Here is a 13251-nt window from a genome sequence, read left to right as displayed (position 1 = left end):
TAGGATATTGGCTTCGCGCATCTTGTTGTCCAAGTGTAGTTTTTAGCGAAACCATTTGATCATGCAACAAGATGCGCTTCCACCCTAATTTGATGATTTATTTGTAAATCATCAGGGGATTCTTCAGTGCAACGCCGGATATGGGCAATATAGAACATCATAAATAACCATATAACAGTGCGTAGCAGTTCAAGATTGAGCTCATAATAATTAATCTCAGCTTTGAGAGGTTTGCCATATAGCATGGCGAACGAAAAGCTCATACTAATCATAAGAATGAAGAACTGCCAAATGTATCGAGTCATTTGAATATTCGTATCAGTTCAGGATGTTAGGTCAAGTATAGTATGGCGATAGTTTTGTGCATCAGATTAGCTATCGCCATGAATTATCAATATATTGCTGATATAATCTGTCATTATTTAAGCTTGATAAATTGAGTACGTGAGTGGATACAAATCAACAAGATGAACATTGGATGCGGATCGCGATGGCCATGGCCGAGAAGGCCGAGGCTGAAGGCGAGGTGCCTGTGGGGGCGGTGTTAGTAAAGGATGGCCAGCAAATTGCGGCTGGGTATAACTTGTCTATCAGTCAGCATGATCCTTGTGCCCATGCTGAGATCCTCTGTTTGCGCGCCGCTGGGCAAACCGTTGAAAACTATCGGCTCCTTGATGCGACCTTATATGTGACCCTTGAGCCTTGTGCCATGTGTGCAGGCGCTATGGTGCATAGCCGTATTGCTAGAGTAGTATTTGGGGCTCGGGATGAAAAGACTGGCGCTGCGGGAACTGTGCTTAATCTCTTGCAACATCCCGTTTTTAATCATCAAGTTGAGGTAACATCTGGCGTGTTGGCGCAGGATTGTGCCGACCAATTGAGCCGCTTTTTTAAACGTCGTCGGGAGGAAAAGAAGGCTTTAAAACAGGCTCAAAAGGCGCAGCAGGAGAGGATTTCTTAAGGACTAAATTGAGTTATTGTTTTGATTTAGTCTTGCGCTTGCAGAAAGGTAAAAAATAGTTTGTGACGATTCAGCACTCGGCGATGACGAATTTTAAGTAAAGTACGACGGCGAGACGCATTGTTATTGATGGTTTTTCTTCTCATATAGACCCCATTTCAATCTTGTTATTGTTTAAGTTAAGGCTACTTTGCTTGGGTTACCATTTTGGTTGAGAGACAATGGTTAACGCTGCAATCATTTTTGTCTTTATTTGTCATTACGACAGTATCAGTAGAGATCTCAGGCGGCAATCCCCCCAGGATGCATCTGCTCTATAAAGCAGCATTTTTACCTCAAAGTGGCTTCACTTTAGCGTGTATTCACTTAATCTAAGATTAAAAGCTAAGGCTTATTCTGTTGGCGTTTCAACACTGTGGCGTAACTCAAACTATTTGGCAGATATTTGTTGGGCTACTTTGGCTTATCAGGGCTTAAGGTGCCAGATACTGGTGCGGGTGTATCTTCTGAAGCGAGATCGCTGGGTTCGACGTCATCACTATTTTGCTGTTGAGACTGATTATCGACCCAGACTAAGGTGTCGTAGTAGCGACGAATGCTATCCACATAATGCACGGCTTCGCTACCACGGGCATAGCCATAGCGGGTCTTTTGGTAGTATTTGCGCTTTTGCAGCAGTGGTAACACCTTTTTAAGATCTCGCCACGCGTTGGGATTTAACTCCATAGATTCAGCAAGTTTACGTGCGTCTTCCACATGGGCATAACCGATATTGTAAGATGCCAGTGCAAACCACATGCGTTGACTCTCGGGAATCGACTCGGGTAAACGGTTGATCATATCCCGTAAATAGGCGGCGCCGCCGCGGATACTTTCTTCCGCATCGAGTCGGTTGGTGATGCCAATTTCTTTGGCGGTCGGTTGTGTCAACATCATCATACCGCGCACACCCGTCGGTGAGCGGGCATTGGGATTCCAATGGGACTCTTGATAACTGGTTGCTGCTAATTTTCGCCAATCTAAGTCACCGGCGTGGGTTTCAAATAACTGGCGGTAGCGTGGTAACACGGTTTCGATGGCGCGAAGGAAAGCGCGGGTGTCGATATAATCGAAACGTTTAACATGGCCAAAATATTTTTCGTTTAGGTGATCGAGTGTGCCTGCTAATTTTTCTTGGTGCCAAAATGCTAGCAGTTGACTCATCAAACCATCGCTATGATTGGCGGGTAATAACCAGACTACGTCGAGCTTCTCTTCAAGTACTAATCCTGCGCGGAGATCGGGTAAGTAGCGGCGGTTTATTTGTACGCTACTGGAGTCGGCTATGGTGTAGTCAATTTCTTTATTGGCGATCATTGCCAGCAGTTCTTCGCTGTCTTTATCTGTCACTTGATCCCATACCAGCGTCGGATGGCGTTTCTGCAATTGAGTCAAGGTTTCGACAAATGCTGAGTCGGCAATAACAGTAATTTTACCTTTTAAATCAGTAATATCTTTTGGGGTAGGCATACCTTCACGGTAAACCAATACTTGATTAACCCGATAAAGAGGCGGGCCTAAACGGAATTGCTCGCGCCGTGTTGGGGTTTCTGTCATCCCTGCGGCGATGATATCTATCTCGTTTTTTTTCAGTGCTTCATAGAGCTCTACACGACTGGTATAGGGCACCATTTTTAAGGGAACATCGAGGTATTCGGCAAAGAGCACGGCCATATCATAATCGAAACCGCTGTTGCCTTGGCCCGAGGTCATATAAATTTGTGGGCCATAGAGCGTGCCGACTCTTAATTCGGTGAGTTTATGGGGGACGTATTCTGTTTCTTCCACGGTAACTTGCTGACAGGCAGTCAGTAAGAAACCCAAGATAGTCAAGAACAGAAATCGAGCCATTAAGTACACTTTATTAAATAAAATCAAAAAGATGAATAGTAGAAGGTCAGTGAGGTAACTAAGATAAACTAGCTGACGTTGCTGTGATTATATCCGTTTGTCACCGATTACGTAAAAAAATCGTATCGAATGGGGTGCGAACCAAGAAAAAAGGTTTGCTTTTTATCTTATAGGAAACACTGTTTTGCGTAAGGTCACAGGTGATTTGTGACAGACATTTCCCTATAATAGCGCCATCTCTGACCCCTGCAATTATAAATATAAGGTGAATTGACGTGATGGAGATCATCCGCGGAGCCCCAGCACTCTCGACGTTTAGAGTGCAAAAGCTAATGGAGGCCTGCGTAAACGCTGCGCTTCCGGTACGCCAAATCTATGCTGAGTATGTTCATTTAGCGGATTTGAGCGAGTTGCTTGAGACCAATGAGCGCAAGCAACTTGAAAAAATTCTCACCTATGGACCTGCTATCGAAGCCCATACCCCCCAAGGTTCACTCCTGTTTGTTACTCCCCGCCCCGGCACAATTTCCCCATGGTCTTCAAAAGCTACTGATATCGCCCACAATTGTGGTCTAGGTAAGGTAAAGCGTTTGGAACGTGGTGTTGCCTATTATGTGGAGTCAGACACTTTGACTGCCGAGCAGCAACAAACCCTTAAAGGGTTATTGCACGACCGTATGGTTGAAGTGGTTCTGGACGATTTTGCAAAGGCCGATGTGCTGTTTAAACGCACTGAACCGGCGCCTTTCAAGAGTGTGAACGTGTTGGCTGAAGGTCGCCGAGCCCTTGAAGTGGCCAACGTCGAAATGGGTCTGGCGCTTGCTGAAGATGAAATCGATTATTTAGTCGAAAACTTTGTCCGTTTGAACCGCAATCCAAATGATATCGAACTGATGATGTTTGCTCAGGCTAACTCTGAGCACTGCCGTCACAAGATTTTTAACGCAGATTGGACAATTGATGGTGAGGCGCAGCCTAAGTCTCTGTTCAAAATGATTAAAAATACCTTTGAAACCACACCCGACCACGTGTTATCTGCCTATAAAGATAATGCTGCTGTGATGGAAGGTTCGGTTGCGGGACGTTTCTTCCCCGATCCAAACGGTGTTTATAGCTATCACACTGAACCAATGCACGTACTGATGAAAGTGGAAACCCACAACCATCCTACGGCAATCAGTCCATACCCTGGTGCGGCGACGGGTTCAGGTGGTGAGATCCGCGATGAAGGTGCAACCGGTCGTGGCTCTAAACCTAAAGCGGGTTTAACTGGCTTTAGCGTATCGAATTTAAAAATCCCAGGTTTTGTTCAACCCTGGGAAGGTAATTATGGTAAGCCGGATCGCATCGTTAGCGCTCTGGATATTATGACCGAAGGCCCATTAGGCGGCGCCGCGTTTAACAACGAGTTTGGTCGTCCAGCCCTGTTAGGTTACTTCCGTACCTATGAGCAAGAAGTCTCTAGCCACAATGGCGTAGAAGTGCGTGGTTATCATAAGCCTATTATGTTAGCGGGTGGTTTAGGTAATATTCGCGAAGAGCATGTACAAAAAGGCGAAATCACCGTCGGTGCTAAGCTGATCGTACTCGGTGGCCCTGCGATGAACATCGGTCTTGGCGGCGGCGCGGCTTCTTCGATGGCGTCAGGTCAATCGAGCGAAGATTTAGACTTTGCATCAGTACAGCGTGAAAACCCAGAAATGGAACGCCGCTGTCAGGAAGTGATCGACCGCTGCTGGCAGTTAGGCGATAAAAACCCAATCCAATTTATCCACGATGTGGGCGCGGGTGGTTTATCTAACGCTTTCCCTGAGTTAGTGAATGATGGCGGCCGTGGTGGTATCTTCAATCTGCGCAACGTGCCATCGGACGAGCCGGGCATGAGCCCGCTGGAGATCTGGTGTAACGAATCGCAGGAACGTTATGTATTATCAGTTGCCGCGGCAGACTTACCGTTATTTACGGCAATTTGTGAGCGTGAGCGCGCGCCGTTTGCGGTAGTGGGTGAGGCGACACAAGAGAAACATTTAACCCTAGCCGATAGCCATTTTGATAATAATCCCATCGATTTACCACTCGAAGTGTTATTAGGTAAAGCGCCTAAGATGAGCCGCGATGTGGTATCTGCCAAAGCGGTATCACCAGCGCTTAAACAAGACAACATTGATGTTAAAGATGCGGTTAAGCGTGTATTGAGCTTACCGACTGTCGCTGACAAAACCTTCCTTATCACCATTGGCGATCGCACGGTAACGGGTCTAGTGAACCGTGACCAAATGGTTGGCCCATGGCAAGTACCCGTTGCAGATTGCGCGGTAACTGCGGCAAGCTTTGATACCTACGCCGGTGAAGCCATGTCACTGGGTGAACGTACGCCGCTGGCACTGCTCGATTTTGGCGCCTCTGCCCGTATGGCGGTGGCCGAATCGATTATGAACATCGCGGGTGCGGATATTGGTTCGTTCAAACGTATCAAACTGTCGGCTAACTGGATGTCGGCCGCAGGTCACCCTGGCGAAGATGCGGGTCTTTATGAAGCGGTTAAGGCCGTCGGTGAAGAGCTGTGTCCAGAACTTAGCCTGACCATTCCTGTCGGTAAAGACTCCATGTCGATGAAAACCGCATGGCAGCAAGATGGTGTGAATAAAACCGTGACATCACCAATGTCATTGGTTATCACGGCCTTTGGTGTGGTGCAGGATATTCGTAACACCGTGACGCCAGAGCTGCGCAGCGATAAAGGTGAAACCTCTTTATTGCTAGTTGACTTAGGCGCTGGTAAAAATCGTTTAGGTGGTTCTTGTTTAGCACAGGTTTACGGTGAGTTAGGCGATATCGCGCCAGACTTAGACGATGCTGCACTGTTACGTGGTTTCTTCGAAACCATGCAAAAGCTAGTGGCTAATAAGTTAGTGATTGCTTACCACGATCGTAGCGACGGTGGTTTATTCACGACCTTGGTGGAAATGGCCTTTGCGGGTAACACTGGCTTAGACATTGATATAGAAGATCTACAGGGCACTGATTTAGAAATACTCTTTAATGAAGAGCTCGGCGCTGTGCTGCAAGTGAGCCGCGATAACGCTGCCAAAATCGCCGCTCAGTTTGCTATCGCAGGCGTTCCTTGCCATGTGATCGGCACATTAGCCGATGATCAACGCATCACCATTAAAGAGGGTGAGCGTGAAGTGTTCAGTGAAACCCGTGTTGCACTGCGTACCTTATGGTCTGAAACCACTTACCGTATGCAAGCACTGCGTGATAACCCAGCCTGTGCATTAGAAGAATTTAAGCTTAAGCAGGATGAAACTGACTTAGGTTTAACGGTTAAGTTAAGCTTTGACCCAAGTGAAGACGTTGCTGCGCCTTATATCCTTAAAGGTGCTGCACCTAAAATGGCAATCCTGCGTGAGCAGGGCGTAAACTCCCATGTCGAAATGGCTGCTGCGTTTGATCGCGCAGGGTTTGAAAGCCGCGACGTGCATATGTCTGACATTCTGTCAGGCCGCATTAGCCTCGAAGAGTTCCAAGGTCTGGTGGCCTGTGGTGGCTTCTCCTACGGTGACGTATTAGGTGCCGGTGAAGGTTGGGCTAAGTCGATTCTGTTTAACGAGCGTGCTCGCGATGAGTTTTCACGTTTCTTTGAACGTGACTCAAGCTTTGCGCTCGGCGTGTGTAACGGCTGTCAAATGCTGTCAAATCTGAAGGAAATTATTCCTGGTAGCGAGCATTGGCCACGTTTTGTGCGTAACCGTTCAGAGCGTTTTGAAGCACGTTTCAGCTTGGTTGAAGTACAACAAAGTCCGTCATTGTTCTTCCAAGGTATGGCGGGTTCACGCATGCCAATCGCTGTATCCCACGGTGAAGGACATGCTGAGTTTGCTAGTGCACAGGCGCTGGCCTTAGCAGAGGCTTCTGGCACCATTGCGCTGCGTTTTGTGAATGGTAAAGGCGAGATCGCGACTCAATATCCACAAAACCCGAACGGCTCGCCAAACGGGTTAACCGGTATCTGTACTACTGATGGCCGTGTGACCTTGATGATGCCACACCCTGAGCGTGTATTTAGAACGGTTGCGAACTCGTGGCACCCAGATAACTGGGGTGAAGACAGCCCATGGATGCGGATGTTCCGCAATGCGCGAGTCAACTTAGGCTAAGGTTTTTATTGATAAAACTATCACTTAAGTGACTAAAAAGGAGCGAAAATTTTCGCTCCTTTTTTATATATAAAACGCATCTTTTAAAAAAATAATATATTTTAATATGTTAGCTTTGCATGCGTTTATTCTAATGCAGTCAATTTGAAAAATACCGACTTAATCAGCTAAATACCTCTTAATAAGTAGTTCACACAAGTGAAACAAAACCTTATTGCCATTTTTTAACTGCTTTAATGCCAGCCATCTGCGGACAATAAAAATAAAAAGCCCCCAACTCATCGAGAAGGGGGCTCGTTTTGCGCTAACAAAACTTCAAATCAAATCAGTATTATTTCAGAGTAAGCGGTGAACGATTACAGCTCATGCGCTGTATAAAGTTCAACAAAAACACGCTTATAGCTGTTAACCAGACGTTCGAATAAGTTTGTCATATCTCTTTCTCCACACCAAAGTTAGACCTATGTGCGCGGAGTTGGGCTTGTCTGGGACACTTCACCAGTCGTACCAAACCGTCTCCTTAACACAGGAGATATATTAACCAATCTCACAGTCACTCTCAAACGAGAAAAAATACAATTAATCATTAAAAAAACTAATTAATATTAGTTGATTTGTTTTTTTGCTAATCCTTTATGTCTTTTTAACTTATTGTTTATATCAGTTTATTTTGTGTGTTTGCATTTTTTATGATTATTGTTTTATTAGTGTTAATGTTGTTTTTTATTTGTTTTTTGTTGTTTTTGCTGGTTATGGTAGTAATTTGTACTAAAGTGCTTAAAAGTTTATTTTTTAATTCTTTCAATCTTGTTCTCTACTTCATATTTGCTTTTCTGTCAACAGGGTGTCAAAGTGAAGTGTGTGCCCTGCCGCAAAACCCATCTAAACCCCTGAGTTTGATTGATTTGAATCAAAGGCGGGTGGTATAAAATACTCACAAATGAAAGCGATTAAATATCTTAACTATCTGATATTTATATCGATGGGATCATTTGTAGGATTGGGTGGTGAGGTGGAAGTCTCAAAGCCGAGCGATAGTGTGACTAGGGTCTCAGTATGCAAGGAAAAAGGGGATTTTTAGGCCTTGCTGCCTCGATGTAATGAAAAAGATGATATTTAACGGTTTATACTGGCTTCAGCTATAAACACAAAATGAAAACTCACTATCCTACAAAGGCACTTGCTATGAATGGCTCATGTTGTCGTAGCAATTGGACGCACCACGTAAGGAGTCACCGATGATTGTTGAAGAGGTTGTTGAGCTATCGCGGCTACAGTTTGCGCTGACAGCCATGTATCACTTCCTGTTTGTTCCCTTAACCTTGGGGTTGGCATTTTTGCTGGCTATCATGGAATCACTCTATGTGATGACTGATAAACAAATTTATAAAGATATGACTAAGTTCTGGGGTAAGTTGTTTGGTATCAACTTTGCCTTGGGTGTATCAACGGGTTTAGCGATGGAATTCCAGTTTGGTACTAACTGGTCTTACTATTCACACTATGTAGGTGACATCTTTGGTGCACCGCTGGCTATCGAAGGTTTAATGGCATTCTTCTTAGAATCGACCTTCGTAGGTATGTTCTTCTTCGGTTGGGATCGTTTCTCAAAACGTCAACATTTAGCGACAACTTGGTTGGTGGCTTTTGGTTCCAACTTCTCCGCACTGTGGATTCTGGTAGCAAACGGTTGGATGCAAAACCCTGTGGGTAGCGTGTTCAATTACGAAACCATGCGTATGGAAATGACCAGCTTTGCTGATGTTATCTTCAACCCTGTTGCACAGGTGAAGTTTGTCCACACTGTGGCTTCTGGCTATGTAACAGGTGCAATGTTCGTATTAGCGATCAGCTCTTACTACATTCTGAAGAAACGTGACTTACCTTTTGCCCGTCGTTCATTTGCGATTGCCGCCAGCTTTGGTATGGCATCTATCCTGTCTGTTATCGTTCTGGGTGACGAATCAGGTTATAAAGTGGGTGAAGCGCAGCGCGTTAAGTTAGCGGCAATTGAAGCTGAGTGGCATACAGAGCCCGCTCCAGCGGCCTTTACTGCAGTTGGTTTCCCAAATCAAGAAACCATGCACACCGATTTCGCGGTGAAGATCCCTTACGCAATGGGTATCGTGGCAACACGTTCTTTAGATGAAGAAGTGACTGGTCTGCGTGACTTAGTGGCTGAACACGAAGTGCGTATTCGCAATGGTATGAAAGCCTATGAGATGCTGGTGAAACTGCGCGCTGGTGATAAGTCTCCAGAATTACGTGAAGCATTCGAAGCGGCGAAAGTTGACTTAGGTTACGGCTTACTGCTGAAACGTTACACCGACAACGTAGTGGATGCGACAGAAGAGCAAATCAAAGCGGCTGCGAAGGATTCTATCCCGAACGTGGCACCGATTTTCTGGAGCTTCCGTGTGATGGTTGGCTTAGGTTTTGTGATGTTGATTGTGTTCGCGGCGGCCTTCTGGCAAAGCACACGTCATCAAATCGAAGAGAAAAAATGGGTTCTTAAAGCGGCGCTCTTTAGCTTGCCATTACCTTGGATTGCGATTGAGTGTGGTTGGTTTGTGGCTGAATATGGCCGTCAACCTTGGACCATCTCTGAGGTTCTGCCGACCTTTATTTCTGCTTCGAGTCTAACGACTGGGGATCTGTGGTTCAGTATTATTTCGATTTCACTGTTCTACACTGTGCTGCTGGTGATCGAGATATTCTTGATGCTTAAGTTTGCCCGTCTTGGCCCTAGCAGTTTAAAGACTGGTCGTTATCACTTCGAGAAACTAGAAGCCTAAGCAGAGGATTTCATTATGTTTGATTATGAAATATTGAGAGTTATCTGGTGGGCTCTGATCGGCGTACTGTTCATCGGATTTGCGGTCACTGACGGTTTTGACATGGGCGTGGGTGCACTATTACCGATTATCGGTAAAGACGATACTGAGCGCCGTATTATGGTCAACACTATTGCCCCCCATTGGGACGGTAACCAAGTATGGTTAATCACCGCGGGTGGTGCCTTATTTGCGGCATGGCCTATGGTATATGCAGTATCTTTCTCTGGCTTCTATGTGGCCATGATGTTAGTGCTGTTTGCCTTGTATACCCGTCCAGTTGGATTTGACTATCGCTCTAAGATTGAAAATCCAAAATGGCGTAAATCGTGGGACTGGGCGTTGTTCTGTGGTGGCTTTATTCCACCGCTGATCATCGGTGTGGCCTTCGGTAACTTACTCCAAGGTGTACCATTCAATTTCGATGAGTTCCTGCGTGCGACTTATCACGGTGGTTTATTTGGCCTGTTGAACCCATTCGGTTTACTGGCGGGCTTAGTGAGCGTGAGCATGTTTATGATGCAAGGCGCTGCTTGGCTGCAAATGAAGACCGACGGTGAGCTGCGTGTACGTGCCGCGAATGCGACTCAGCTATGTGCACTGTTAGTGGCAGTATTATTTGCCGCTGCGGGTGTGTGGTTAGCCAATGGTATTGATGGTTATGTTATCACTTCAACCCTTGACCACCATGCATTGTCAAACCCAACGCTGAAAACCGTAGCCGTTGAGTCTGGTGCTTGGTTAGCTAACTACGATAAGTATCCTATTACTATGCTGTTCCCAGTATTAGGTGTGGCATTACCACTGTTAGTGATTGTGGTGAGTCGCTTAAATCGTTCAGGTTTCGCATTCTTATTTAGCTCGCTGACTGTGGCGATGGTGATCTTAACTTGTGGTGCAGCAATGTTCCCATTCGTTATGCCATCTTCATTAGATCCTAACGTGAGCTTAACCATGTGGGATGCGACTGCGAGTGAAATGACATTAACTGTGATGACTTGGGCGGCGATTATCTTCGTTCCAATCGTGTTAAGTTACACTGTATGGACTTACTTCAAGATGTTTGGTCGTTTAAACCGCAAACATATTGAAGATAACAAAGCCTCACTCTATTAGAATTAAGGAGCATCTACTATGTGGTATTTCACGTGGATATTAGGGGTTTTGTTAGCCTGTTCCTTTGGTGTGATCAACGCCCTGTGGCTTGAAAACACTGAGAATATGGACCGCTCAAGCGATGACGCTGAGTAATCGCTAAACTCCAACAGCGTAAATCATCTAAAACCCTGCATCTGCAGGGTTTTTTATTGGAATAAAAAAAACAGTACGCTAATCCTAAACACACTGCTTATTCGCATGCATAGGCAATAATCCTATTTAAGGAGGGAAGATTATGACTGAAATTATCGATAGCAGGGGATAAGTCTGTGCCGTTGAAAATGGTTAAATCAATCGTAACAACATGAGAGGCAAAGTTTCTATTGCGTGCTGATGTGTTAGGTGATCAGCGGTTGGAGGGATGCAAGGTAATGTCGGAGTTTGATGTTACCTAAACGAACGAGAATGCCGCAGAAACGCTAGTCAAACATTGCCCAAACAGGCGTCTGGTTCGTTCGCTATTTGTCACTTGCTGTGTGAGGAGAGTAACGGCACATTGCTGCGCGTTTTACGAGGTCGAAATGGCTAGAGCGAACAACATCTTGCCTCAATACATCAACTAGGCTTTGATAAAGTGATAAAAAATACCGCCCAGTTGGGCGGCATTTAGAGTTTGGGGCTTAATTTTAGCAGTATTGGTTAAGCCTTAAATTGGCTAATTTGCTGCTTAAGCGCGACGGCGAGGGAAGATAACTCATTTGCTGAGTTTACTGTTTCAGCTGCTCTATGCTCTCCTTCATTGGCAAGCTCACTAATTTGATGCAGATTGTGGGTGATCTCTTGGGCAACACTGCTTTGTTGCTCAGTCGCAGAAGCAATATTGCGCGAGCTAATCGCAAGTTCTCCAATCCTGTGGGTAATTTCCTCAAGTTGTTTGCCTGTTTCTTCCCCTTGATTTGCCGATGCAATACCCAGTTGATGGCTTTGCGACATTTGGTTTGTTGTCGTTTTAACTTGGCTTTGAAGCTTATCGATTGTTTGACCAATTTCCAAAATCGATGATTGCGTCCGTTGAGCTAAAGTGCGGACTTCATCTGCGACCACGGCAAAACCACGCCCTTGTTCACCAGCTCTGGCCGCTTCAATGGCCGCGTTGAGAGCAAGTAGGTTGGTTTGCTCGGCAATACTGTTAATCACTTCTGTGACCTTGCTGATCGCTTCACTTTCTTGGCTAACTTTCTCTACGGCTTGGTGACTTTGACTAAGCTGTTGGCTTAATTTAAGTAGGTCTTGTACTAAGCGTACTTGTTGCTGTTGACCTTCTTTCGCGGCGATATCGACCTGTTGGCTTTGAGTTGCACCCTCTTGAGCGTGATTTGCTACATCGCGGATTGAAGTGGACATTTCCTCAATTGCTGTAGCAATTTGATCCGTTTGTTGCATCAACGCTTGAGCTTCTTCGCCATTTTGTTTGGCAATACGCTGCGCTTTTGATGCCTGCTGTTCAATACTCAGCACCGACGCTTGCAAGGCACTGATTAATTGACGCAGTTCCGATGACATAGTGGAAACACTTGTGGTGATCTTATCGACTTCGTTTTGACTATCTAAAGCTGATGCGGGGAGGTGGTGACTAAAGTCTCCTGAACCTAAGATTTCCATATGGTGTTGGAGTGTGTGCAAAGGCTTGAGTGAGCGCAGTAGCACTAAGGACAGTAGTACGGTAATTAACACTATGCCTGAGACGGCCACAATGGCATTAATCGTCAATAAGAGAAGGCTTTCTTCATTTAATTCATTTGCGTTAACTTGACCAATCAGCATCCAGTTCCAACCGCTAACACTTTGACTGTAAGCAAACATCGGTTGGTTTTTGCTGTTGCTATAACGCCATTCAGCTTGATCTTGGGTGGCTTGGCTGAGGGTTAAGCCATCAAGCATAGACTCTGTCACAGGTTCGCCAGTATTAAATTTGGGATGAGCGACGAGAACGTTGTCTATCTTACGCATTAAGAGGAAATGGCCAGTTTCTTCTAAATAGCTGTTCCAAATAGTAGATCAAAGGAAGGGAACTCAGTCCTGTTTGAGCGATCTGATCTATCGCCAAACAAACCCACCACTCGCCGAGGACTGAGAATGGCGATCTTACCACCACTTTGTCGCGCAGAGCGCAAACAACTGCAGAAATTGATCCATAAAACCAAGGATAAACACTTCGCTCGACGTCTTATCGCTATGCTGATGCTGCATCAAGGGCTGTCGATTACTGACGTTCATCATGCTACTGGTGCAGCACGCTCCAGTATTG

The 13251-nt window shown here is 45.6% G+C and carries 6 protein-coding genes and 2 pseudogenes; 6 read left to right on the top strand and 2 right to left on the bottom strand.

From position 1 onward, the window contains the following. Positions 1 to 448 precede the first annotated feature (448 nt). Positions 449 to 961 carry a tRNA adenosine(34) deaminase TadA gene (gene tadA / locus AEA42_RS00030; protein ID WP_082389592.1) on the top strand — a complete coding sequence of 171 codons (513 nt, stop codon included), beginning with the start codon at positions 449 to 451 and terminating at the stop codon, positions 959 to 961. 453 nt (positions 962 to 1414) lie between these two features. On the opposite strand, the gene mltF is transcribed toward tadA, so the two are convergent. Continuing rightward, the gene (mltF, locus tag AEA42_RS00025; RefSeq protein ID WP_037420663.1) at positions 1415 to 2851 is read right to left on the bottom strand and encodes a membrane-bound lytic murein transglycosylase MltF; all 1437 of its coding nucleotides are present in this window, start codon (positions 2849 to 2851) and stop codon (positions 1415 to 1417) included. A 278-nt stretch (positions 2852 to 3129) separates the two neighbouring features. On the opposite strand from mltF, the gene purL reads away from it, so the two are divergent. The 4 genes from purL to cydX all read left to right on the top strand — a co-directional run bounded on the left by purL (position 3130) and on the right by cydX (position 11096). Further along, complete coding sequence (gene purL / locus AEA42_RS00020) at positions 3130 to 7011, top strand: phosphoribosylformylglycinamidine synthase (protein ID WP_055646606.1); 3882 nt, start codon at positions 3130 to 3132, stop codon at positions 7009 to 7011. A gap of 1238 nt (positions 7012 to 8249) precedes the next feature. Next, a complete protein-coding gene (locus tag AEA42_RS00015) occupies positions 8250 to 9806 on the top strand; it encodes a cytochrome ubiquinol oxidase subunit I (protein WP_055646605.1) in 1557 nt (518 codons plus the stop codon). A 15-nt stretch (positions 9807 to 9821) separates the two neighbouring features. Further along, positions 9822 to 10961 carry a cytochrome d ubiquinol oxidase subunit II gene (cydB, locus tag AEA42_RS00010; RefSeq protein ID WP_037420654.1) on the top strand — a complete coding sequence of 380 codons (1140 nt, stop codon included), beginning with the start codon at positions 9822 to 9824 and terminating at the stop codon, positions 10959 to 10961. A gap of 18 nt (positions 10962 to 10979) precedes the next feature. Further along, positions 10980 to 11096, top strand: a complete 117-nt coding sequence (gene cydX, locus AEA42_RS21620) for a cytochrome bd-I oxidase subunit CydX (protein WP_011622029.1) — start codon at positions 10980 to 10982, stop codon at positions 11094 to 11096. A 546-nt stretch (positions 11097 to 11642) separates the two neighbouring features. Here the strand turns inward: cydX and AEA42_RS00005 are convergent. After that, positions 11643 to 12980 (bottom strand): annotated as a pseudogene (locus AEA42_RS00005) (methyl-accepting chemotaxis protein); the annotation flags it as partial. A gap of 99 nt (positions 12981 to 13079) precedes the next feature. Here AEA42_RS00005 and AEA42_RS22055 point away from each other — a divergent pair. Then, a pseudogene (locus AEA42_RS22055) lies at positions 13080 to 13251 on the top strand (IS630 family transposase); the annotation flags it as partial.

The organism is Shewanella sp. Sh95, from assembly GCF_001308045.1.
Lineage (GTDB): Bacteria > Pseudomonadota > Gammaproteobacteria > Enterobacterales > Shewanellaceae > Shewanella > Shewanella xiamenensis.
This window is presented reverse-complemented; position numbering and strand designations above follow the sequence as displayed.

Coding starts and splice junctions, on each gene's coding strand:
- purL (WP_055646606.1), top strand. CDS start 3,130: ATGGAGATCATCCGCGGAGCCCCAGCACTCTCGACGTTTAGAGTGCAA.
- AEA42_RS00015 (WP_055646605.1), top strand. CDS start 8,250: ATGATTGTTGAAGAGGTTGTTGAGCTATCGCGGCTACAGTTTGCGCTG.
- cydX (WP_011622029.1), top strand. CDS start 10,980: ATGTGGTATTTCACGTGGATATTAGGGGTTTTGTTAGCCTGTTCCTTT.
- mltF (WP_037420663.1), bottom strand. CDS start 2,851: ATGGCTCGATTTCTGTTCTTGACTATCTTGGGTTTCTTACTGACTGCC.
- cydB (WP_037420654.1), top strand. CDS start 9,822: ATGTTTGATTATGAAATATTGAGAGTTATCTGGTGGGCTCTGATCGGC.